Below are 21,887 nucleotides of genomic sequence, written 5' to 3'. Positions count from 1 at the left end.
GCGGGACCCGCGACGTCGTTCCCGCGGTGGCGGTCAGCCGAGGGTGATGGTCTTGGCGATGCTGGGGACCCCGGCGGCGTCGAGGGCGAACAGCAGGTAGCTGCCGGGCAGCGCTGTTCCCGGGTCGGTGGGGATGGTCAGTTCGTAGACCCCCGCCGACACCTGGTGCGAGGCGAGCGGCACACGGCGCTGGTCGTTGTCCGTGGAGTGGGTGGCCGCTCCCGTGCGGACCAGGGAGAAGGCCGTCACCGGCGTGCTCGTCGTGACGGTCAGCGTGGTGCCGTAACCGGCGCTCGCGGGCGGCGAGTTGGTGATGGCGGGCCGCGGCCGCCGCGTGCCGTCGGGATTGAGCAGATACGGCGGGGTGAATATCGCTCCGTCGAAGTGGTTGGTCGCACAGTCGCCGCACAGTCCGCCGCCGCCGGAGAATATGCGGCCGTCGGGCAGCAGGTCGGCGGTGCTGTGGTAGTTGCGGGGTACGGCCATGGTCGCCATGCGGGTGAAGGCGCCGGTGGCCGGATCCCAGATCTCCGGTGTCATCGCCGAGGTGGCGTCGGAGAAGGGTACGGGCCGGGACTGGCCGCCGAAGACGGCGACCTTGCCGTCCGGCATGACGACGCTGTTGCTGAAGGCGCGGGCGAAGGCCATGTCCCCGGTGCGGGTGCTGACGGGCTGCGGACCGGCGGTGAGGTCGACGGTGTAGGCGCGGTTGGTGGCGTTGACGTCCTGGTACGCGGTGGCGCCGCCGAGGGTGAGGAGTTTGCCGATGTCGTAGGCGACGGCGTTGCCGTTCATCGCGTCCTGGCTGTCGGCGCGCACTCCTGCCGGGGTGATGGTGCCGTCGCCGGTCGTGTCGATCCAGTTGAGCTGCTTGCTGGGACCGAGTTGCAGCACCCGGCCGTTGGACGTGCCGTAGAGCCACTGGTGGTTGTCGGCACGGTAGGGCCCGGCGGGGTCCGCGGTCATCGTGGTGGTGGCCGGTACGCCGGGCAGCTTGCGCCAGGTGTTGGTCGCGGCGGACCACACCTCGCCGTCCTTGCCTCCCTGGGCGCCGCTCCACGAGCCGCCGAGGACGAAGGCGTCACCGTTGGAGAGCAGCGTCATGGCCTGGTAGCCGCGCGGGATGTTCATGTCCGCGGCCGCGGTCCAGGCGTCGGTGCGCGGGTCGTAGATGCTGGCGCGGGAGGCGTTGCTGCCGCCGGTGACCAGCACCCTGCCGTCGGCGAGCATCGCGATGCCGGGGCAGAACATGTCGTGACCGGTGTTGTCGACGCGCCGCTGGGTGACCTGGCCGGTGGTCAGATCCATGATGGCGGTCTGGGTGTAGCCGTTGCTGCCGCCGAAGCGGTCGACGGCGTAGGCCGACCAGGCGAGCAGTTTGTTGTTCGGCAGCAGCGCGGTGGCCACCGGGACGAGCGGGAAGCCGGTGACCGGGCTCCACAGCCCGGCGACGGCCGGGTCGGCGGGCCCGCTGAGACGGATCTCGGCCGCGGAGGACCACGGTCCGCGGCCGCCGGCCTCGCTGGTGGCGGTCAGGCGCACGAACCGGGCCGTGGTCGGGGTGGTGAAGGTGGCGTTCTTGACCGTGTCGTCGTCCTTCCACGTTCCGGCGGCCAGCGGGGCCCCGAAGGTGACCCCGTCGAGGCTGGTGGCGATGGAGTAGCCGCCGACACGGCCGTTGGCCCCGGAGACGCGGGGGGTGTAACTGAGCGCGGAGACAAGCTGGTTGGTGTGCATGTCCAGCGTGATGGAGTGCGGCAGGGCGGTCGGGGTGCCGGACCACTTGCTGTGCCACAGGGTGGTGGTGTCGCCGTCCAGGACGTTGCTCGCGCGGTTGTTCTCCGCGGCGGTCTCCTCGTCGCTCGCCGTCGCCGTCCAGCCGGTGACGGGGAGTTCGACGACAGAGGCGGGTAGGCCGGGATCGCCCAGCAGGTCGATCTCGGCTGCCGAGGTCCACGGGCCCCGGTTCCCGGCCTCCGTCGAGGCGGTCAGGCGTACGAACCTGGTCCCCTGCGCCGCGAAGTTCAACGTCTTGACGGTGCTGTCGTCCGGCAGCGTGCCGGTGGCCACCGGCCGCGTCCACGTCAGCCCGTCCGCGCTGAGCGCTATGGCGTAGACCCCGACCCGGCCGTTGGGACCGTTGGTACGCGGCCGGTACACGAGGGCGGACACCACCGCCGTGCGGTGCATGTCGATGGTGATGCTGTGGGGCAGCGCGGTGGCCGGCGCCGTCCACTTGCTGTGCCACAGCGTGGCGGGGTCACCGTCCAGGACGTTGACCGCCCGGCCGTTCTCCCCGATCGTCTCCTCGTCGCTCGCGGCCGCCGTCCAGCCCGCCCTGGACAGGACCGGGGCGATCGGCTGCATGGCCGACGCCGGCGCGACACCGTGGTGCGGAGCGGGCGGCGGAGCCGTCCCGTCCGCGACGGGAACGGCCGGCCGGCCGTCCGCGACGGCGGACCCGCCCGCCGCCAGGAACGGCACGAACGCGGCGACGACCGCGCCGAGCGCGATCAGTATGAGCCGGCGCGAGCGCAGGCGGAGCAGCCACGGCAAACGCGAAGACAGAAACGGCACAACGGTCCCCCCAGACACGTCAGCGACCGCCGTGCCCCCCAATTGAACCCGGCGATGGCCAAGAAGACCGTGCCAGCAAGGAGCTCGACTGTAAAGAGGGCCCTCGCGCAATCATCCGACCGGCCCCCGGGTCAGCCAAGTGCCCCGGAGGCCCGATCCGTTCGCCCCGGGGACTACGGCCCGGCTGTCCTCGCCACGTAGACGGTGTTCGTCGCCGTCCCCTCCTGCAGCGGATTGTCGAAGTCGACGACGTGCGCCTGCGATCGGTCGAAGACCTGCCCGAGGACGGCGTTGAACTCCTGGTCCGGCGGGTCGTTCGACCACAGGGCGAAGACGCCGCCGGGATGCAGTCGGTCCGCCAGGGCGCGCAGCCCCGCAGGCTGGTAGAGCGCCGCGTGACGCGGGTGCAGCACGTGGCGGGGCGAGTGGTCGACGTCCAGCAGGACGGCGTGGAAGCGGCGGCCCGGTGTCCGCGGATCCAGGCCGGTGTCGTCGCCGACCATGGCGAAGAAGTCACCCTGGACCAGGCGGCAGCGGGGGTCGGAGGCCAGCCCGGCACCCAGGGGGACCAGGCCCGCGCCGGTGCCAGTCGATCACCTCGCCGAGCGTGTCGACCACGACGAGTGAGCGCACCCGCGGGTCGTCCAACGCCGCCTGCGCGGTGTAGCCGAGGCCGAGCCCGCCGACGACGACATCCAGGTCGGCGGCGTCCGGGAGTTGGGCGAGTCCGAGTCGGGTGAGCGCGATCTCGCCGGCGGTGAAGAGGCTGGACATCAGGAACTCGTCCCCGAGCTTCACCTCGTACACCTCGTCGCCGGACACCGGGTCGCGCCGCCGCCGCAGACTGATGTCGCCCATCGGCGTCGGCCGCCAGTCGATCTCCTCGAAACGCGCGCTCATCCGTTCGCCCTTCTCATCCCGTCGGTCCGCCCCGCGCCGATCCGTGCCGGCAGGACACGAGAACCGCTCCGGCGGGTCCGAAACGCCCACTATTCCACGGCGCCGGCATGCCGCACGGCGTCCGCCGCGCGCATTCCGCTTCGCCCCCGCGGGCGGGCGCCACGTCGAAGCCGGGTCCTACCGCGGGCGGCCGGCGGTGATCAGCCAGCCGGTGCCGCGCAGCCGTACCGCGCCGTGCTCCTCATGGGCGCGCAGGGTGTCCGTGAGCGCCCGGCGGGCGTCGTCCCGCTTCTCGGCGCCGACCTGCTCCGCCAGGTGCCGCCCAGGGCCGGAATCCAGCAGGAAGTCGGCCGCCTCGTCCGCGTTCCCGCCCCAGTTGCCGTACGCCTCCACACGGGTGGCGGTGATGTGCTCGAAGCCGGCGGCGGACAGGATCGCGTGGGTGGTGTCCGGGTCCGCCAGGGAGAACATGCCCGGACCGGTCGGCGCTCCGGAACGCTCCGGCGCACCGAACGTTCCGAGGGGCAGGAACGCGCGCAGTGCCATGACGGCCCGCAGCCACTCGTTGCGCTCGGCATCCGCGCCGCAGACGAACGCGAGGCGGCCGCCCGGCCGCAACGCCTTCGCGATGTTGGTGAAGGCGGCGCGCGGATCGGCGAAGAACATCACCCCGAAACGGCTGATCACCACATCGAAAGCGGCCGGTTCAAGGGCGTGGACCTGGGCGTCGCCCTGCTCGAAGACGGCGTTGGCCAGGCCCTCGCGCCGCGCCGACTCCCGGGCGCGTTCCAGCATCGGCGCCGACAGGTCCAGGCCCACGGCCCGGCCCTCGACCGCCCGGCGTGCCGCCAGCCGCGTCGTACACCCGGCCCCGCACCCGATGTCCAGCACGTGGTGCCGCTCGCCGATCGCGGCGGCGGTGAGCAGGGGCTGGTTGAAGCCCTCGTTCACCGCGTCCCAACGCTCCTGGTTCCGGGCCCAGTGCGTCCCCTCGTATCCGTTCCATGCCTGCGCCTGATCGGTGTTGACGACGTGCTGCACTGCGGACCTCCGGCGGTCGCGGGGGCTTGCCAGGGCTAGTATGGGCAAGTGCCCAAACAGTATGGGCGCACGCCCATACTGACAACCCCCGCCCGGAGCAGGGGTGTTGCGACGCCGGAGGAGGAGCCTGATGTCACCGCGTGGAGTGGCCATCCCGGACATTCGCCAGCGGCTCTTCGCCGCCGCGGAGCAGGTCCTGGCGCGCGAGGGGCCGGCCGCGCTGACCAGCCGGGCGATCACCGGCGAGGCGAACTGCGCCAAGGGGATGCTGCACGCCCACTTCGCCGGCCTCGACGAGTTCGTCGCCGAACTGGTCCTGGACCGGTTCGCGCGCACCGCGCGGCAGGCCGGGGAACTGCGCGGACTCGCGGGCCGGGCCACCGTGGCCGAGAACCTGGTCGCCGTCGCCCTGGCACTCCTGACCTCCGCGGGCCCCACCGTCGCCGGCCTCGCCGTCACCCGCCCCGGCGCCTCCCTCCTGATCCGTCAGGCACTGGAGGCCGGCGCGCCGGGCTTCGCCACGATCCAGGGTTCGATCGCCGACTACCTGGACGCCGAACAGTGCCTCGGCCGCCTCACGGAGGGCACCGACACCCCCGCGGTCGCGCTCGCCCTGGTCGGCACCGTCCATCACCTGCTGATGACCGCTCCGGCCGCGGCGCCGGACGCGCGTGCGCAGGCGGAGCGCCTGGTCGCCGTGCTGCTCGGAGTCCCTCGCCCGCGAGCCTGATGTCACCGTCCGTTGCCGGCGCCCCGATCGGGGCCCGCCGTCGTCATCGCCCCCGTGGCAGGATGACCTGCGACGGGCGCAGGCCCGGCGGCGCGAACGGGGGACCGGATGACGACATCGGACAGCGCGTGAGGCGGCGGGCCCCGGGCGGCGCTGTCGCCCGGCTCGCAGGCGCCCTCATGGCGGTGTGCTGGCTGCTGAGCGGCTGCGGCACGGTGCACGCCGATGGCGGCACGGCCGGCACCGGAAGTCCTTCCGCCGCGGATTCCCGCATCTCGTGGACGCTGGCCGGCCCCATGGCGGTGAACAAGGTGAGCGTGGCGTCCGACGACCGCACCCTCCGGCTCGACGTCCAGGTGCCGTCGGGGACGAAGTGCACCCGGGGGCTCAAAGCCGCCGTCGACACCGTGGCGAACGGCGTCATCTACGTGAAGGTGACCTTCGAAACCCGCAGCGGGGACCAGCGTTCGGGGTGTACGGGCGACGAGAGCGCGTTGACGAGTGTTCGCCTGCCGCTGTCCGTCGTCGGCCACCGTGTCATGGTCAACAGCTCCGACGTCTTCACCCTGTCCGGCGCGACCCGACCCGCGCTGCGCAAGTGCGGTGAACTGGGCTGCGACCCGGCGCCCACCGGCTGCACGAGCCAGTCCTACGAGCAGGCGGTACTCGCCGCCGACACCCCGAAGCACACCTACTGGGACGACCGCGGCTGCGACGGCCACTGGCTGATCCTCGACCTCTCCGCCCGTACCGGGCCCGCCTGCGGCGACGCGTCCTCGGGCTGCAAGGAGAACGCGGTGACGTTCCGGTGGTTCTACCGGGCGGCGCCCGACGGGTGGCGGGCAGTTGGCACGTCCGGCGTGGCCGGATGCGCGTGGATCCGGCAGGTCGCCCCGGCGTTCCCCGAGGCGCTGTGCCGTCACCTTCCGGCGCTGAAGCGCTGAGGCGCTACGGCGCGCCGACCTGTCAGGAGGCCGGGCCGGCGGGCGGCGCGCCGGTGGTGGCGGCGCGGTAGAGGCTCTGGGTGGCGGAGCCGAAGTAGGCGCTGTAGGAGACCTTGGGTGTGTTGCCGCCGGTGTGGTAGCCGCCGATGACCCCGATCACCGCCCAGCCGCCCGGCCACGCCACGAGCATCGGACCGCCGCTGGTCCCGCCCACGAACCCGTCGCACGCGATGCGCGAGAAGGTACCCGGGTCGGCCGGATCGTCACTCACCCACGTGGTGGTCCGGCTCCAGCACTCCAGCGGCTTCGCCGCCCCCGCGGGATACCCGATCATCCGTACCGGGAAGTGGTCGTACCCGGTCCCGGTGAGCAGCCACACGCCGCCGACGGCGTCCTGCAGGCGCGTCCCGTCCTGGTTGGGCTCGGTGACCGCGAAGGCGACGTCGTACGCGGCCCCCGCGTGCTCGCCCAGGTCGTAGTACTGCTGCGAAACGTAGACGCCGTTGTTCTTGACGGGGAAGACGCCGAAGGGCTTGAGCCCGTCGTGGTACTGCGGCACGAACGCCAGATCGCGCCGCGGGGCGGTGCCGGAGTAGCCCTTCAGGCAGTGCCCGGCGCTGAGCACCAGGTCACGGCCGGGAGCGAGCACAACCGAGCCGCTGCAGGTCCGCCCGGAGCCGGACGCGTCGGTCCAGAAGAAGGTGCCGGCCTGGGGAATGCCGTCGAAGCTCCGGCTCGGCGGGATGATCTCGCCGGGCCGGGGTCCGTCCACGGCGGGGCTGGCACTGCCGGTATCGAGTCCGCTGCCCGGCCCCTCGCTCAGGGCGTCCGCCATCCGGGCCGGGCTCCAGTATGCGTCGAGCCGGACGGCGGCCGGATTCGACCGCGCCGGGCCGTCCGTGGCGGAGGCCGCCGGCGCGAGCCCGGCGCAGAGCAGCAGCGCCGCGACGGACGCGACGGCGTGTCCGATGATCTGGGTCCCGCGCATCATCAGTTCCCCTCTGATCGACCGCATGTGACGGTCCAACCCAAGCGCAGCCTCCGACCCGCGCGCCAGCCCCCCACCGGCCTGAACCGGCAGGGATGGTCGCGACCGCCGGTCGCGGACGCGTTGGCGGTGGCCGCCGCCGGGGCCCCGCAGCCCGGCGATACCCGCCGGGTCACCCCTGAAGAGGAACATCGAAAGCTCGGTTCGGCGCGCTCGGAAGCCCCCTCGGAACGGGCGTGCGTCGGGGTGACCGTGCGCCGTCCGCGGAGGAACGCCCCGTCAGAGGGGGGCAGGGCTGGCACGTACGAGAAGCGGAAATGCATCCGAATATCCCTGGATGGCCCAGGCCCAGGCCCAGGCCCAGGCCCCGGACGTGGCGGAGCCGGGCGATCCGCGCGCACATTGCGCCTCACGTATGGGTCCATCGTCGGCAGTCCCGGCGTCGGCAGCCCCACCCCCGGCGGGAACACCGGAGGTCGTCAGGGCTGGTACACGTAGGGCGTCGTCGTGGTCAGGGCGGTGAAGCCGAGGCGTCGCAGGATCGGGCGGCTCTGGTCGGAGGCGTCGACCTGCAGATAACGGTAGCCGAGCTCGGCGGCGATGCGGGCCCGGTGGGCGACCAGCGCACGGTAGATGCCCCGGCCCCGCCACGCGGCCACCGTGCCGCCGCCCCAGAGGCCGGCGAAGTCGGTGCCGGGGTGCAGTTCCATCCGTGCGGCGGACACCGGCAGGTCGCCGGCCATCGCGAGGACCATGCTGAAGGTGTCCGGCCTCCCGGCCAGCTGGGAGAGCAGACGATGCCGGAGCCGGTCGGCGCTCGTGCCGAACGCCTGCTCGTGGACGTCTGCCGCGAGGTCCACGCCGGCCGGATCGGTGACCGGCCGGACGTGGATGCCGTCCGGTAGGGCGAGATCGGTGGAGAGGTCGTCGATCCGAGCGACCATCACGGTCTCCTCCGGCTCGGCGGAGAACCCCGCCGCCCGCAGCCGGCCGGCCAGATCCCCGGGCCGGTCATGGGCGTACAGCTTCCATTCGAACTCACGATCCAGCGAGGTGAAGTGCCGGACCTGTGCGGCGATCGCGTCGTCCGCGGTGTTGACGTCGAGATCCGACCAGATGACGCCGTTCCAGTCGTCGCTTCCCGCGCCGACCTGCCGCACCACGTCGCCGGTCCGCTCGATCCGTGCCGAGGGATCGTCGGCGTCCGCGTCCCGCCGCATCTGCTGGTCGAACCGGGCGAGTACCGCTTCGTGATCCATCGGCCCAGTCCACCACCGAACGGACGACGGCGGCAACCGAGAACTGTCCTGACAGCACCTGGATGCAGTCCGCGAGCCAGCAGCCGATCAACGACGGTGACGGGAAGCCCGCCCTGTTCCCGTACGCCTTCGGTCTCACCTACGGTCCCGCGTCGGTTCCGAGCGCCTACCAGGTGACGCAGGCGGAGGCTTTCGCCTCCCAGTCGGGCACGCAGAACGAGGCCTGCGGCGACACCGGTGGCGGCACCGACGTCGGGTACATCGCGGCCGGCGACTGGATCGGCTACGGCAGCCTCGACTTCGGCGCGACCGGGGCGGCCTCGGTCACCACCCGGTTCGCCTCGGGCGCGGGGGTCACCGGCACGGTGCAGTATCGCCTCGACAGCACGACGGGTCCGGTGATTGCGAGCGAGCCGGTCAGCAGTACGGGCGGATGGCAGAACTGGGCGAGCAGGACGACCGCGCTGAGCGGGGCGGCGAAAGGGGTGCACGCCGTCTACGTCACGTTCACCACCAGCGGCTCCGGCGACGTGGTCAATCTCAACTGGTTCCAGTTCGCGTCCTGACGGAGGCCGCGGGCACTCGGTGGTTCACCTGCCCCCGTGCGGTGCCGCCTTCGCGTGGTGGTCCAGCAGCCGGGTGAGCAGGCTGGTCAGCTGACCGCGCTCGGCCTCGTTCAGCGGGGCGAGCAGGTCTTCCTGGGCCGTGTCGATGATGTCGTCGAGCCGGCGCAGATACGCGCGGCCCCGCGCGGTCACGGTGATGACGTTGCGGCGGCGGTCGTCGGGATCGGGCGCGCGTTCCACCAGGCCCCGGTCGGCGAGGTCGTTGATGACGGCGACCATGTCGCTGCGGAAGATCCCGGTGCGGGTGCTGAGGGCCGACTGGCTGGCCGGACCGGCCTCGGTGAGGGCGACCAGCACCACGAAGTGCCATTTGCGGGCGCTTTCGGTCGCCAGGGCCTCGCTCACCAGGCGGTCGGCGTGTGACGCGGTCCTGACCAGCAGCCGGCTGGGCAGCTTGCGCAGCCGGTCCGGCGTCGCCCGGTCGTCCATGTCGTCGTCGCTGGGTTGCGCGGTCGTCGCCGGGGTGGCCTGGGCGTGCTCAGTCGTCATGGCACTGATCCTACCCGTTGCGTTAGTGGCACTAACGGTATACCGTCGTCCACATCAAACCGTTAGTGCGGCGAACGTTCGTCGAGCAAACGGAATTGGACCCTGGAAAGGACCCACCGACCATGGCCACCGCCCACGTCATCGACTCCCACATCGCCTACGCCGAGGCCGGAGAAGGCGCCCTGCCCGTGGTGTTCCTGCACGGCAACCCGACCTCCTCGCACCTGTGGCGCAATGTCACCCCGCACGTCTCCGGACGGGCCCGCACCCTGGCGCCCGACCTGATCGGCATGGGTACTTCGGGTAAGCCCGACATCGACTACGGCTTCGCCGACCAGGTCCGCTACCTCGACGCCTGGTTCGAGGCGCTGGATCTGGACGAGGTCGTCCTGGTCGGCCACGACTGGGGTGGTGTCCTGGCGCTGGACTGGGCCGCCCGCCACCCGGCACGGGTGCGCGGTGTCGCTCTGCTGGAGACCATGCTCAAGCCGCTGGCCTCCGCGGAGATGCCCGCTCCCGCACGGTCCCGGTTCGAGGCGTTTCGCACCCCCGGCGTCGGCGAGCAACTGGTGCTGGAGGAGAACATCTTCATCGAAACCGCGTTCACCGGCGGCGTCCTGAATCCGCTCGGCGAGGCCGACGTCCAGCCCTACCGCGCCCCGTACCCGACTCCGCGCAGCCGCCGACCCCTGCTGGCCTGGCCGCGCATGATGCCGATCGACGGCGAACCGGCCGACGTCGTCGCCCGTATCACCGCGTACGACGCCTGGCTCGCCGCCAGTACCGACGTCCCCAAGCTGCTGCTCACCTTCGACTCCTCGCCCACCCTGCTGATCGGCGAGGACATGATCGCCTGGAGCCGGGAGAACATCGCCTCCCTGGAGATCGAGCACTGCGGACCCGCCGGGCACCACGCCCCCGAGGACCAGCCCGACGCGATCGGCGAGGCGATCGCCCGCTGGCTCGACGCACAGGGGCTGACCTCGAACGCGGTCAAGGACGTGGTGTCGTCCTGATGCGCCGCGGGAGGGCGATCGGCTCAGGCGAGCCAGTCGGCGTAGTGGGTGGTGGCGAGGTGGGCGTCCTGGTCGGTGAGGACGTCGCCCTTGACGGCGGCGAACATGCCGGCCGTCGGGTCGGTGACGACGGTGCGGCCGTCGGAGTTGCGGGCCAGGGCAATCCGGCCCAGCTCGTCCAGGGGGAAGACCTCGGGGCCCGCGATGTTACGGATGCCTCCCAGCGAGTGCGGCGCAGGTCCGCCTGGCGCGGACGCTGCCCCGCGGTCCTCATGTGCCGGCCATCCCGGGCACGGGAGACCCGGAGCACGTCGTGGAGAACGTGGCAGCCGGTGCCCTGCGCCTGTCCGAGGATGAACTGGCGGTCCTGGACGCTCTCCACGCCCGCGAGAGCGTGGAGTGAGTTCAGGAGTTCACCAGTCGGCACGCCAGGTAGGGCGCCGTGGCGCTGCGGCTGGATCTGGCGACCTTCGCCGGAGTGCCCGTCGTGACCACCCGGCCACCGGCGTCCCCGCCTCCCGGGCCGAGGTCGATGACCCAGTCCGCGGTGGCGATCGCGTCCAGGTCGTGCTCGACCAGGACGACCGTGTTGCCGGCGTCGACGAGCCGGTGCAGCTGCCGCAGCAGCAGCGCGACGTCCGCGGGGTGCAGTCCCGCGGTCGGCTCGTCGAGCAGGTAGAGGGCGTGGCCGCGGCGCGCTCGCTGCAACTCGGTGGCGAGTTTGATGCGCTGGGCCTCGCCTCCGCTGAGCTCCGTCGCCGGCTGGCCGAGCCGGAGGTACCCCAGCCCCACCTCCCGGAGGGTCTCCAGGCTCCGGGAGGCGGCCGGGACGTCGGCGAGGAAGGGGGCGGCCTCGTCGACGGTCATCGCCAGCACGTCCGCGATGTTCCGGTCCCGGTAGGTCACTTCAAGCGTCTCGGCGTTGTAGCGCGCGCCGTGGCAGGTCGGGCACGCCGCGTAGGTCCCGGGAAGGAAGAGCAGTTCGACCGCGACGAAACCTTCACCCTGGCAGGACTCGCAGCGCCCCTCGGGGACGTTGAAGGAGAAGCGCCCGGGGGTGTAGCCGCGCGCCTTCGCCTCGTCCGTCGCCGCGTACACCTTGCGGACCGCGTCGAACATCCCCGTGTACGTCGCCAGGTTGGACCGGGGGGTGCGGCCGATGGGACGCTGGTCGACCCGGACCAGCCGGTCGAACGACTCGAGTCCCGCCGCGTCCCGCACATCGACCTCGAATCCCGCCTCGTCGTCCTCGTCGGGCACCACCCCGAGATGACCGCGTACGACCTCCGCGAGCACCTGCGTGACCAGCGTCGACTTGCCGGAACCCGACACCCCGGTCACCGCCGTCAGGACGCAGAGCGGTATCTCGACGGACACGTCGCGCAGATTGTGGCGGGAGACGCCGCTCAGGCGCAGCCACCCCTGCGGCTTGCGGAGGCGGTGCTCCAACGGCCGCGCGCGCCCGAACAGATACTCACTGGTGGCAGACTCCGCGACCTGCTCCAGCCCGGCCACCGGTCCGGAGTACTGGACCCGTCCGCCGCCCTCGCCCGCACCGGGGCCGATGTCGACCACCCAGTCCGCCCGCCGCACGACGTCCATGTCGTGCTCCACGACGAACAGCGAATTGCCCGACGCCTTCAGGCGGTCGAGCACGTCCAACAGCGGTTCGGCGTCGGCCGGGTGCAGGCCCGCGGACGGCTCGTCGAGCACGTAGACCACGCCGAACAGCCCGGACCGCAGCTGGGTGGCGATCCGCAGACGCTGTGCCTCGCCCGGCGACAGGGTCGTCGAGCTGCGCCCGAGGCTGAGGTAGCCCAGACCGAGGTCGAGCAGTACCTCCACCCGTGCGACCACGTCGGCGCAGATCCGGACCGCGACCTCGGTGGTCTCCCCGGACAGCGCGGTCGACGTGGTGGCCCCGGCGTCGGTCAGCGAGGCGATGGGCCGCAGCACCGCGACGACCTCGGTGAGCGGCAGCGCGTTGACCTCGGCTATGGAGCGGTCGGCGACGGTCACCGCGAGCGCCTCCGGCCGCAGCCCACTGCTCTCGCAGACCGGGCAGGGCACGCTCCGGACGAACCGCAGGGCCCGCTCCCGCATCCGCTCGCTCTTGGAATCGGCCAGGACGTGCATGACGTGTTCGCGGGCGCTCCAGAACTTCCCGAAGTAGCCGTAGTCGATGCGTTCGGGTTCGGGCTCGATGTACACCGAGGGCTGTTCGTCGGTGTAGAGCAGCCAGTTCCGGGTCTTCTTGGTCAGTTTGCGCCAGGGCCGGTCGATGTCGATGCCCAGACCGCTCACGATGCTGCGCAGGTTGGCGCCCTGCCAGGCACCCGGCCAGGCCGCTATCGCGCCGTCCCGGATGCTGAGCGACGGGTCGGGGACGAGCAGGTCCTCGGCGACGTCGTGCACCTCGCCCAGGCCGTGGCACCGCGGGCAGGCACCGGCCGCGGTGTTGGGCGAGAACGACTCGGCTTCCAGCCGCGGTGCTCCCGGCGGGTAGGTACCGGCGCGCGAGTAGAGCATCCGCAGCAGGTTGGAGAGCGTGGTGAGGGTCCCGACCGTCGACCGCGAACTGGGCGCCCCCCGGCGCTGCTGCAGGGCCACGGCCGGCGGCAGTCCGGTGATCTCCTGCACCTGCGGTGCGCCGACCTGCTGCAGCAGCCGGCGGGCGTACGGCGCGACGGATTCGAAGTACCGGCGCTGCGCCTCGGCGTAGAGCGTCCCGAAGGCCAGCGAGGATTTGCCGGAACCGGAGACCCCGGTGAAGGCGACCATCGCGTCCCGGGGGACATCGACATCGATGTTCTTCAGGTTGTGCTCGGCGGCGCCTCGGACATGTACGAAGTGGTCGGTCGCGTTGTTCCGCACGTCCCCTCCTTGCCCGGGAGCAGCAGCTGGCCGGTGCGTCCTCCTCCGTCCAGCCTGAACCGCCCGCCCCGCTTCGGCACCTGGGCGGGATCGGGCGTCACCGTGACCGCTGTCGATGATCACGTAGGGTTGCCGCCTCCGCCGGGGCCGGGGCCCGGCCTACGCCTCGGTCCGGGGCGTCCCGGCGGGGTGCGCGGAGCGCGCGGCACGCCACTCGGGGGCGAGCACGGACCAGATTTCGATGTCCTGCCGGACACCCCGGTAGCGGGAGCTCTCGCGCTGGACGCCGTCGCGGCTCATGCCGAGCCGCTTGGCCACGTTGATGCTCGGGGTGTTCTTGGAGGACACCATCCACTCCACACGGTGGATGCCGCGCTCCTCGATCGCCCAATCGATGATCACGCGGGCCGCGCGGGTGACCAGGCCGCGCCCCGCGGCGGCCGGCTCCAGCCAGCAGCCGGCCTCGCAGGTCTCGGCGTTCGCGTCGAAGACCCGGAACAGGACGCCGCCGACGAGGAGCCCGTCGAGCCAGATGCCGTACAGCCGCCCTGCGTCGGCCGCGGTCTTGTCGGCGTACGACTGGAGCCAGTTCCGCGTGGAGTCGAGGTCGGGGGTGGCGTCGGGCAGCCCGACGTGCTGACCGATGAATGCGCGGCCGCGGTCCATGTGGGCGAGGAACTCCTCGGCCTGCCAGGGTTCCAGCGGCCGTAGTTCGGCTCCGTCACCCAGCGATGTCGCGAACATTCTCGTCCTCCTCGGCGATCGTGCGCAGTGGTGGGATCTTCGCACGGGGCGGTTCCGGTGCGGGGCGGGCGGCTCAGGTCCGCTCAGCCCAGCTCGGCCGCGAACGGCCGGTCGGGGCCGAAGGCCAGGGCGGCGAAGCGTTCGCCGATGCGGCGGTGGGCCGCCGCGTCGGGGTGCAGCTGGTCGGGCAACGGCAGCTCGGCGTGGTCCGCGTCGCCGTAGAGGTCGCGGCCGTCGAGGTAGTACAGGTGCGGGTCGTCGGCCGCCCGCTGCTTCACGATGCGGGCCAGCTCGTCGCGGATGACGTTGAGCGTCAGCTTCCCGAAGGCCCGTTCCGCCGGATCGCCCGCGGCCACGAACCGGATCCGCCCTTCGTCGAGGTCACTGAGGTCCGGTGCGGAGGGGCCGGGGGTGTCCTCGTGGATGGGGCACAGGATGGGCGAGACGACCAGCAGCGGAAGGGTGGGATGTCCTTCGCGGATCGTGTCGAGGAAGCCGTGCACCGCCGGAGTGAAGGCGCGCATCCGCATCACGTCGGCGTTGACCACGTTGATGCCGATCTTGACGCTGATGAGGTCCGCGGGGGTATCGCGCATCACACGGGCGGTGGACGGGTCGAGCATCGCGCTGCCGCCCAGACCGAGGTTGATCAGTTGCGCGCCGCCGAGGGATGCGGCCAGCGCCGGCCAGATGGTGGTGGGACTCGCGGCATCGGAGCCGTGGCTGATCGAACTGCCGTGGTGCAGCCACACCCTGCGGCCGTCGTCCGGCGCGGCCTCCACGGGGGCGTCGGTGCGCAGTTCCACCAGCCGGGTCTGCTCGTTGTGGGGCAGCCAGATCTCGAGGTTCTTCATCCCCTCGGGCAGACCGGGGAACCGGACCGTGCCGACCGGTCCCGGCCTGGTCTCCTTCGATCCGGTGGCCAGATCCACCAGCAACTCGTCGCCGCCGGTGACACTGGCCTGCGCGGTGAGGTGGCCGTCGACGAGCAGGTCGTAGACCCCGTCCGGACGGGGCGGGGCGCCCTCGTAGGTCGTCTTGGTCCGCAGGGCGTGCAGCTCGACCGACGTGGCCCGGGTGCGGAAGGCCAGTCGCACGCCGGACGGCTGGGCCTCCACCGTGGCCAGCTGCTCGTCGGCGCACTGGGCGCGTGCCCAAGCGGGCAGCCGGTGCGGCAGCAGGCCGCGCTCGGTGCGCTCCACGTCGAGCGCGCCGCGCAGCAGATCGGCCGTGACGGGCGTGGTGGTCCACTGCGTGGCGCGGGGCGGGGTGGCGGAGCCGGGACCGGGGTCGTGCGGAGACGTCATGAACCCACTTTGTCAACCGGATACGTGGTCCGCACAGCATTTTCGGGTGACCCGTACGGCAACACTGCTGACGGCCCGGGGAACTAGGCTGGCGAGATGACCACCGACGAGGGTGCTTGCGCCAGAGTGGCGTTCATCGGCGACGCGCGGTCGCGCGTCGTGAAACGCGTCGGCGCGGTGTGCTGGTGGGCGGGCGCGGTGGTCCTGTCGGGGGTGCTGCTCGCCGCCGACTACGACCGGACATGGTGGATGGTGCTCGTCGAGGCCGGCATGGTGCTGCTGCCCGTCCTCTTCGGCGTCTCGATGTGGCTCGGGGCGGACCTGGAGCAGTCGGACACCGAGCGGCTGCGGAGCCGCGGGCTGCCGGCGGTCGCCGAGATCGTCGCCCTGGAGCTGGAGGAACAGCACGACGGCTGCGCGGACCGGGCGAAGCTGCGGTTGGCGGTCAGCGGTGAGGGTGTGCTCCCGTTCGAAGCGGTCTACCGACTCGCCGACGAACCCTGGCTGAGGCTCGGGCTGCGCATCAAAGTCGTTGTGGACCCGTCCGACAACCTGTTCACCCTCGATCGGTCCGTTCTGCGGCCGTGACCCCCCGCACCTGGTCGCGGGCCTGCCCGGCAGCCCGGCAGGCCGTTCCCGAGGGGTTGGGACCGCAACGGCGTCGTGCCGCGCGGCGAGAGGTCCGGTGCACCGGGCCTCTCGCCGCGCGGAGCCGGGGAGCCGATCAGCTGTGGGAGACGGTCAGCCCGTAGAAGGCGACTCGGGCGCCCTTGGTCGTGCTGCTGGAGGACGACTGGTTGTACGAGCCGGCCTTGAAGTACTGCTTGTACGGGTTGAAGGACGACGGGATCGCGTAGTGCGTCGTGCTGCCGTTGATGGTCAGGTCGATCGTGTGACCGCCGGAGACGGCGATCGTGTAGCTCCACGTCTTGCCGACCGCCACGTGGCCCACGGTGTGCGTGGTCTGGCCGCCGGAGGGCGAGTTCTCGAGGCCCGCGACGATGTCGCCGTTCGCGTGGTAGTAGAGCTCGACCAGCGGCTTCGTGGAGGAACCGCCCGTGCCGAGGTGGATCTGTCCGACGCAGACGTTCGACGTCACCGACACCACGCGCAGCGTCGCGTTGAGCTTGTGGGCGCCGCTGAGTGACCAGTCCGCTGAGCTGCCGTTGGAGTTCATCTCGCGGAGCTCGGAGCGGGCGTAGTTCGAGTTGGGGGTGGTGACGCCCTTCTCCGGCGCCCAGAAGGTCATCGCTCCGTCACGGGTGTCGGTGTAGAAGTACGAGTCCTGGAACCCGTTCGCGCCCTGCAGCCGGGACGACGAGATGGTGGTCGGCGAGCCGGGGGAGCCGACCGGCTCCTGCAACTGCCATACCGACAGGTTGAAGTTGCCACCGGGCGCGACGGAGGGGGACGTCGCGTGGGCCGTGGTGCCGAGCAGGCCGATCGTGCCGGCTATGCCCGCGGCGGTGGCCAGGACGAGGATCTTGGAACGAGATCTCATGTGGGGGGCCTTCCAGCGCTGTATTCAGGGATGTGAACTAGGTCTAGTCCAACCGTGCGCCAGATCTGGATAGCACGGCCCCGCGGCAGCGTCAACGGTCCTCTCTGTTCATGGAGTTGTTCGTTCCGGTTCACAGTGTTACGTGCAGTTCATGTCTGTGAACAATCGACCTGGCGAGAAGTCGGCTGGTGGGACGAGAGGGCGGTGTCGATCGCCTGCCGGAGCCGCTCCGCGAGGGTGCCCTGGCGGTCCAGGGCCCACATCAGGCCCGTGCCGGCGGCGGCCGCCTGCACGGACCGCGTCAGGGTGGTGACGTCCGTCCCCGCGCGGAGCGCGCCGGTGGACACCGCCTCGGTCAGCAGGTCCTCGACCGCCTGCCGTTGGGCCTGGTGCACGGCCAGGGCGTGCCGGTGGAACTCCGGGTCCGTCAGATCGACGCACAGGAAGGCCATGTGGTTGGCGTACGCCTCGGGTGAGGACATGGAACGCATCGACTCCACCGTCAGCGTCACCAGGGCCTGCAGCGCCGTCTCGCGTGCGGATCGCGCGCGCCCGAAGAGCGCGACCGCGTCCTTCGCCGACTGCTCGGCCAGTGCCAGGAGCAGACCCCGTTTGGATCCGAACCGCTGCACGAGCGTGGCGGGAACCATGCCCACTTCGCGGGCCACCACCGCCAGGGTGAGGCCCGAGGGGCCCACCCGGCCGATCACCTCGGCCGTGGTCCGCAGGATCGCCGAGTCGTGCACTCCCCGAGGACGTCCTGTCACCACGACTCCCTTGAGGATGAGCCGGAAGTCCGGCCGTCGTTCCCCCCACGGGACGACGGCCGAACCTCCGCTGTCGCTGCTGGCCATGTGCAACGAGAACTGAACGTACGCGAGCGATCTACGCACGGCTACCGCACCTGGGGAATGTGGCCGAGAATCAACCGTATTGCGTCGAACACCCGCACCGCGTCCGCGTGTTCGGTGATGGGCGGCAACGGCGGTCCACGACCGCCGAGTTGATGTCAGGCGTACGGGTCGAACGGGATCCCGGCGGGCTTGGAGTTGTTGAGGGCGTCATGGAAGGTGTTGTCCGAAATCTTGATCGTGGCCGAGCCGAAGTCGGCGTTCATGAGCTTGTCGCGCAGGCCCGCCGGATATCCGTTCCAGCCGACGAGACGCGGATAGAACCAGCCGCCGGTGACGTTCTCCGGCGGTTCGTCGTTCGCGTTGGCGAGGCGGAAGAAATGGGTCGAGGCGCCGTCCTTGTGGTAGACGACCTTCGGGTGGGAGCCGTCGAAGCGCACCGCCGACCGCGGGTACGCCTTCCAGCCGCTGTGCTGCGACGTCGAGACGTACCGGACCTGGTTGTCGTTGATCCACACCACGACGTGCTCCCAGTCGTGCCGGTGCCCGATGGCCACGGGCCCGAGGGTCGCCTGGTCCTTCTCGAAGTAGCCGGCGTACACGACCGCGCACCAGCCGTTGTTGCACTTCTCGCGCGAGTACGTGTTGGAGTTCACCAGTTGGGGGGCATCGTGGCAGTGCCCGTTGACGTCCCCGCCGGGCTTCAGGCCGGGGTTGAGGGTGCCGTCGGCGCCGATGGCGGCGGTCGCGTAGCAGCCGTCCCCGTCGTAGTCGAAGGCCGGGGAGAAGGATTGCTCGAGCCCGTCGGCGTTCTGGGGAAGGGCCTGGAGGACGGAGGCGCTCGCGTCGGTCGGGAGCGCCAGCACCAGGGCCGCCGCGCTGAGGACGCTCGCGATCGTGGACCGACGGATTCTGCCCTGACGCAACGGGCGGCGGTCGACCGTTTCCCCCGGGCTCTTCGTCGGCGACGGCATGCTGTGCACATCAACTCCCCGGCAATACATGTGGGGTGAGAGTCCTCGCCCGGATTACGTACTGGATTCGCGCACTCTATGAGGGTGATGTCGGCCGGAGAAGTCCTCCGGACGAACGGTCCGGTGTCCCGCCCGTGAATCGCTGACTGATTCACGAGGAAGCCGACTGTTCGGCCGCAGGTGCACGGAAAGATCTTTCGGCAAGGGCCGTCGACCGGATCGTTCCCCGCACCCGGCTGCCGGCGCGACTGATCGCACGGACCCGGTGATGACCGGTCGCAGCCGGGTGCGGGGCGTCACCCGGCGGCCGGTCCTGTCCAGTCGGTGGGGACGTGGCCGAGGCGGACGCGCTGGGGGTGGTAGCCGACGGGGACGGAGAGGATCTTCTGTCCGGTGGCGAAGTCGATCGCGGTGATCTGGTTCGCCCCGCTCTCGGAGATGACGCAGGACTTGCCGTCCCCGCTCACCGTGGCCCAGTACGGTTTCGACGCCGGGACGAGCGGACCCTCCTGCAGCGTGGCCCGGTCGACAACCGTCGCGTAGTCGTCCACGGTGCCGGCGACGCACAGCTTGGCACCGTCCGGGCTCATCGACAGGCCGTGGTCGCGCGAGTCGTTCGGCCACTTGGTCCGGTCCGGGTCGGTGGCCGGGTTCACCGGCAGGGTCTTGACCCGGGTGATCGTGTCCGTGGCGACCGAGTACTCGACGAACCCGTTGAAGAACGACACCTGGAAGTACAGCTTCGACCAGTCCGGGGAGAACGCCACCGGTCGCACGGCGTTGGAGAGGTCCGAGCGGCCGAACGCGTTGAGCCGGGCCCGCATGTCGATGGTCCGGATCGGCTGGTAGGTGGTGCCGTCGACGACGGTGATGTGCCGGTCGCCCTTGGTCCAGTCCCACAGCGGGTCGTCCAGACTCGTCTGGACCTCACCGATGGACATGTTCCAGAGGTACTTTCCGTCCTCGGTGAAGACGTTCTCGTGCGGCTTGTCACCGGTCGCGAACGAGCCGAGCTGCCGTCCGGTCTCGATGTCGATCACATAAGCCGTGTTCGCCAGGGAGGCGGACACCACGACGCGCCGGCCGTCGGGCGACAGCGCCATGTGGTCGGAGCGGTAACCCGACACCTGGTAACGCCAGTTGACCTTCCCGGTCGCGAGGTCGAGTGAGACCACGTCGCCGAAACTGGGGCGGGAGACGACCACGGACCGTCCGTCCGGCGTGGTGTACATGTCGTCGACGTACTGGTCGTGGCCTTCACCGGGGCCCTGCTGGATGGCGAGGTAGATGGCGAGCCGTACCGGGTTGAGATAGATCTCGGTGAGCCGCTGCGCCTTGTCGGGGATCACATTGACGTGCCCGACCTTCGCGAAGGTGCCGGTGGAGCGGACCACGTCGGCGGTGCCGTCCCAGTTGTTCCCGACGAACAGGACCTCCCTGAGGGGGCCGGAGGCCTTGGGCTGCTCGGCCCCGGCCGGAGCGGCGCACACGGCGGTGAGGGCCGCGGTCGCGGCGAGCAGGACGAGAGAGGTCCTCGGGCGCTTGAATGCGTTCATGGAATCTCCGGAGTCGATGGCGTGGAACGGGGGCCCGCCGACCGGAGGTTCGCCGCGGCTCGGGCGGACGCGGGGCGGCACCGTGCGGGGGGTCTCCCGCACGGCACCCTGGTGTTACTTTTCGGTAGTCCACAGGAAACCAAGGCGGCTCGCACCACCGATAGGCACCGGTCCCCAAGGACGCGGCCTCCGGTTGTGACTCGGTCCCAACCGCCCCTGGACACCGGGCGGAGGCGGTAGGACGTGATGGTCGAAGCCGGTCGCAGCGCCCTCGCCGCGGTGTTCCGGGCCATGGCCGATGACCCGGCCGTCGTCGACGAGGTCGTCGCGGCGGCGCGTGCCGACTCCGTAGAGGTGGCCCGGCTGCCGCCCGCGGAGAACCGGCGGCATGTCGAGGTGATGCTGGCCGCCGGGCTGGCCGCCTTCGTCCGGCCCCGCGAACCGGGGGAGCCGGAACCGGACTTCGAGCCGGACTTCGAGGCGGCCGTCCTGCTGGGTGGCGACCGGGCCGCGCAGGGCGTGCCCATCACCGCCCTGCTGCGCGGTGTCCAGGCGGGCCGCAACCGCGCGGTGCGGATCGCCATGGAACGGGCCCGGGCCGCGGGTGTTCCCGCCGAGGTCATGCTGGAGGTCCTGCTGCAGTCGGACCGGTACACCGGCGCACTGGAGATCCACGTCATCACCGGGTACCACGAAGCCGAACTGGAGTTGGCCCGCACGGCCCGCGAAGCCCGCACCCAGGTACTGCGCCGGCTCCTGCTCGGCGACGCGCGCACCCTGTCCTGCGACGAACTGGCCGACACCGGGCTGCAGCCGCAAGGGCTGTACCACTGCGTCGTGTCGGACGTCACCGACCCCGTGCGAGCCCGTGCCCTGGAGCGGCACCTGGTCACGAACCCCGGCCTGTTCGGCCTGGTGGACGGCAAGCTGACCGGGATCGCCACCCGGCTCCCGCCGCCCGGACCGCTCGACGTCCAGGCACTGGTGGTGGTCGCACCCCCGGCGCCCCTGCACCGGATCCGTCCCCTGTACGCCCTGTGCCTGGACGCCCTCGGGTGCGCGGAGGAGCAGGGGCTGCGAGGCCTGCACCAGGTCACCGATCTGGCCGGACCGAGCGCGCTGGCCGCCCGGCCCGCGATGGCGGACCTGCTCAGCCGCACCCTCCTGGGCGCCCTCGACCCGGCTGACTCCTTCCACCGGCAGCTCGCGACCACCGTGCTCGCCTACCTCGACCACGGGCAGCGGTTCGACCGCACCGCCACGGCCCTGCACGTCCATCCGAATACCATCCGCTACCGGCTCACGCGGTTCGAGGAAACCGTCGGCACCTCCCTGGAGGCGGTCACCGCGCACAGCCGGGCGGCCGTCCTGGACACGCTCCACTGGTGGTGGGCGCTGCGCACCTGGCTCGGACCGCGCTGACCTGCCGCCCCCGCGGGTCGTTCGCCGACGCGGGACGGCGCGCCACCGCACCGGGCCGGGTGTGCGGGTGTTCCGTAGGGGTAGGCGA

The 21,887-nt window shown here is 71.4% G+C and carries 18 protein-coding genes and 3 pseudogenes; 7 read left to right on the top strand and 14 right to left on the bottom strand.

What is annotated here, in order from left to right; translation table 11 throughout:
• Positions 1-33: 33 nt before the first annotated feature.
• The 3 genes and pseudogenes from M2266_RS01345 to M2266_RS01335 form a co-directional block, all read right to left on the bottom strand.
• The gene (locus M2266_RS01345) at positions 34-2,556 is read right to left on the bottom strand and encodes a discoidin domain-containing protein (RefSeq protein ID WP_277436396.1); all 2,523 of its coding nucleotides are present in this window, start codon (positions 2,554-2,556) and stop codon (positions 34-36) included.
• 194 nt (positions 2,557-2,750) lie between these two features.
• A pseudogene (locus M2266_RS01340) lies at positions 2,751-3,477 on the bottom strand (spermidine synthase).
• Positions 3,478-3,654: 177 nt separating this feature from the next.
• On the bottom strand, positions 3,655-4,518 hold the full coding sequence (locus tag M2266_RS01335) for a class I SAM-dependent methyltransferase (RefSeq protein ID WP_277436395.1): 864 nt from the start codon (positions 4,516-4,518) through the stop codon (positions 3,655-3,657).
• Between the two features lie 130 nt (positions 4,519-4,648).
• On the opposite strand from M2266_RS01335, the gene M2266_RS01330 reads away from it, so the two are divergent.
• Complete coding sequence (locus M2266_RS01330; RefSeq protein WP_277436394.1) at positions 4,649-5,248, top strand: TetR family transcriptional regulator; 600 nt, start codon at positions 4,649-4,651, stop codon at positions 5,246-5,248.
• A gap of 179 nt (positions 5,249-5,427) precedes the next feature.
• The gene (locus tag M2266_RS01325; protein WP_277436393.1) at positions 5,428-6,192 is read left to right on the top strand and encodes a hypothetical protein; all 765 of its coding nucleotides are present in this window, start codon (positions 5,428-5,430) and stop codon (positions 6,190-6,192) included.
• Positions 6,193-6,214: 22 nt separating this feature from the next.
• Here the strand turns inward: M2266_RS01325 and M2266_RS01320 are convergent, their stop codons facing one another.
• Together M2266_RS01320 and M2266_RS01315 are read right to left on the bottom strand one after the other, a co-directional pair.
• Complete coding sequence (locus tag M2266_RS01320) at positions 6,215-7,207, bottom strand: hypothetical protein (protein WP_277436392.1); 993 nt, start codon at positions 7,205-7,207, stop codon at positions 6,215-6,217.
• 452 nt (positions 7,208-7,659) lie between these two features.
• Entirely contained in the window at positions 7,660-8,439 is a 780-nt protein-coding gene (locus M2266_RS01315) for a GNAT family N-acetyltransferase (protein ID WP_277436391.1), read from the bottom strand.
• Positions 8,440-8,501: 62 nt separating this feature from the next.
• Here M2266_RS01315 and M2266_RS01310 point away from each other — a divergent pair, with 62 nt between their 5' ends.
• Positions 8,502-9,005: a carbohydrate-binding protein gene (locus M2266_RS01310; protein WP_277436390.1), complete on the top strand. Its 504-nt coding sequence runs from the start codon at positions 8,502-8,504 to the stop codon at positions 9,003-9,005.
• 24 nt (positions 9,006-9,029) lie between these two features.
• Here the strand turns inward: M2266_RS01310 and M2266_RS01305 are convergent, their stop codons facing one another.
• A complete protein-coding gene (locus M2266_RS01305) occupies positions 9,030-9,494 on the bottom strand; it encodes a MarR family transcriptional regulator (protein WP_277441024.1) in 465 nt (154 codons plus the stop codon).
• Between the two features lie 182 nt (positions 9,495-9,676).
• Here M2266_RS01305 and M2266_RS01300 point away from each other — a divergent pair, with 182 nt between their 5' ends.
• Positions 9,677-10,570, top strand: coding sequence for a haloalkane dehalogenase (locus M2266_RS01300; RefSeq protein ID WP_277436389.1), 894 nt, complete (start codon positions 9,677-9,679; stop codon positions 10,568-10,570).
• 23 nt (positions 10,571-10,593) lie between these two features.
• Here M2266_RS01300 and M2266_RS01295 read toward each other — a convergent pair.
• A pseudogene (locus M2266_RS01295) lies at positions 10,594-10,806 on the bottom strand (LysR family transcriptional regulator); the annotation flags it as partial.
• Here M2266_RS01295 and M2266_RS01290 point away from each other — a divergent pair.
• Positions 10,794-10,973, top strand: a pseudogene (locus tag M2266_RS01290) (aldo/keto reductase); the annotation flags it as partial. The pseudogenes M2266_RS01295 and M2266_RS01290 sit on opposite strands and share 13 nt — an antisense overlap.
• A 2-nt stretch (positions 10,974-10,975) precedes the next feature.
• On the opposite strand, the gene uvrA reads toward M2266_RS01290, so the two are convergent.
• The 3 genes from uvrA to M2266_RS01275 all read right to left on the bottom strand — a co-directional run bounded on the left by uvrA (position 10,976) and on the right by M2266_RS01275 (position 15,495).
• On the bottom strand, positions 10,976-13,444 hold the full coding sequence (gene uvrA, locus M2266_RS01285; protein ID WP_277436388.1) for an excinuclease ABC subunit UvrA: 2,469 nt from the start codon (positions 13,442-13,444) through the stop codon (positions 10,976-10,978).
• Positions 13,445-13,603: 159 nt separating this feature from the next.
• Complete coding sequence (locus M2266_RS01280) at positions 13,604-14,188, bottom strand: GNAT family protein (RefSeq protein WP_277436387.1); 585 nt, start codon at positions 14,186-14,188, stop codon at positions 13,604-13,606.
• 83 nt (positions 14,189-14,271) lie between these two features.
• Positions 14,272-15,495: a GDSL-type esterase/lipase family protein gene (locus M2266_RS01275; protein WP_277436386.1), complete on the bottom strand. Its 1,224-nt coding sequence runs from the start codon at positions 15,493-15,495 to the stop codon at positions 14,272-14,274.
• A 96-nt stretch (positions 15,496-15,591) separates the two neighbouring features.
• On the opposite strand from M2266_RS01275, the gene M2266_RS01270 reads away from it, so the two are divergent.
• Positions 15,592-16,083: a hypothetical protein gene (locus M2266_RS01270; RefSeq protein WP_277436385.1), complete on the top strand. Its 492-nt coding sequence runs from the start codon at positions 15,592-15,594 to the stop codon at positions 16,081-16,083.
• Between the two features lie 136 nt (positions 16,084-16,219).
• Here the strand turns inward: M2266_RS01270 and M2266_RS01265 are convergent, their stop codons facing one another.
• The 4 genes from M2266_RS01265 to M2266_RS01250 form a co-directional block, all read right to left on the bottom strand.
• Entirely contained in the window at positions 16,220-16,996 is a 777-nt protein-coding gene (locus M2266_RS01265) for a polysaccharide lyase family 7 protein (RefSeq protein ID WP_277436384.1), read from the bottom strand.
• 149 nt (positions 16,997-17,145) lie between these two features.
• A complete protein-coding gene (locus tag M2266_RS01260; protein ID WP_277436383.1) occupies positions 17,146-17,889 on the bottom strand; it encodes a TetR/AcrR family transcriptional regulator in 744 nt (247 codons plus the stop codon).
• Positions 17,890-18,005: 116 nt separating this feature from the next.
• Positions 18,006-18,821 (bottom strand): NPP1 family protein, encoded by an 816-nt coding sequence (locus M2266_RS01255; protein ID WP_277436382.1) that lies wholly within the window; start codon positions 18,819-18,821, stop codon positions 18,006-18,008.
• Positions 18,822-19,117: 296 nt separating this feature from the next.
• Positions 19,118-20,377 carry a YncE family protein gene (locus M2266_RS01250; protein WP_277436381.1) on the bottom strand — a complete coding sequence of 420 codons (1,260 nt, stop codon included), beginning with the start codon at positions 20,375-20,377 and terminating at the stop codon, positions 19,118-19,120.
• Between the two features lie 246 nt (positions 20,378-20,623).
• On the opposite strand from M2266_RS01250, the gene M2266_RS01245 reads away from it, so the two are divergent.
• Entirely contained in the window at positions 20,624-21,799 is a 1,176-nt protein-coding gene (locus M2266_RS01245) for a PucR family transcriptional regulator (RefSeq protein ID WP_277441023.1), read from the top strand.
• Positions 21,800-21,887 lie beyond the last annotated feature (88 nt).

Origin of the sequence: Streptomyces sp. SPB162, from assembly GCF_029504575.1 — a bacterium.
Classification (GTDB): domain Bacteria; phylum Actinomycetota; class Actinomycetes; order Streptomycetales; family Streptomycetaceae; genus Actinacidiphila.
The sequence above is the reverse complement of the archived record's forward strand: the minus strand, read 5'-3'. Positions and strand labels throughout refer to the sequence as shown.

Coding starts and splice junctions, on each gene's coding strand:
- M2266_RS01330 (WP_277436394.1), top strand. CDS start 4,649: ATGTCACCGCGTGGAGTGGCCATCCCGGACATTCGCCAGCGGCTCTTC.
- M2266_RS01325 (WP_277436393.1), top strand. CDS start 5,428: ATGGCGGTGTGCTGGCTGCTGAGCGGCTGCGGCACGGTGCACGCCGAT.
- M2266_RS01320 (WP_277436392.1), bottom strand. CDS start 7,207: ATGCGGTCGATCAGAGGGGAACTGATGATGCGCGGGACCCAGATCATC.
- M2266_RS01315 (WP_277436391.1), bottom strand. CDS start 8,439: ATGGATCACGAAGCGGTACTCGCCCGGTTCGACCAGCAGATGCGGCGG.
- M2266_RS01310 (WP_277436390.1), top strand. CDS start 8,502: ATGCAGTCCGCGAGCCAGCAGCCGATCAACGACGGTGACGGGAAGCCC.
- M2266_RS01305 (WP_277441024.1), bottom strand. CDS start 9,494: ATGGACGACCGGGCGACGCCGGACCGGCTGCGCAAGCTGCCCAGCCGG.
- M2266_RS01300 (WP_277436389.1), top strand. CDS start 9,677: ATGGCCACCGCCCACGTCATCGACTCCCACATCGCCTACGCCGAGGCC.
- M2266_RS01280 (WP_277436387.1), bottom strand. CDS start 14,188: ATGTTCGCGACATCGCTGGGTGACGGAGCCGAACTACGGCCGCTGGAA.
- M2266_RS01275 (WP_277436386.1), bottom strand. CDS start 15,495: ATGACGTCTCCGCACGACCCCGGTCCCGGCTCCGCCACCCCGCCCCGC.
- M2266_RS01270 (WP_277436385.1), top strand. CDS start 15,592: ATGACCACCGACGAGGGTGCTTGCGCCAGAGTGGCGTTCATCGGCGAC.
- M2266_RS01265 (WP_277436384.1), bottom strand. CDS start 16,996: ATGAGATCTCGTTCCAAGATCCTCGTCCTGGCCACCGCCGCGGGCATA.
- M2266_RS01255 (WP_277436382.1), bottom strand. CDS start 18,821: ATGCCGTCGCCGACGAAGAGCCCGGGGGAAACGGTCGACCGCCGCCCG.
- M2266_RS01250 (WP_277436381.1), bottom strand. CDS start 20,377: ATGAACGCATTCAAGCGCCCGAGGACCTCTCTCGTCCTGCTCGCCGCG.
- M2266_RS01245 (WP_277441023.1), top strand. CDS start 20,624: ATGGTCGAAGCCGGTCGCAGCGCCCTCGCCGCGGTGTTCCGGGCCATG.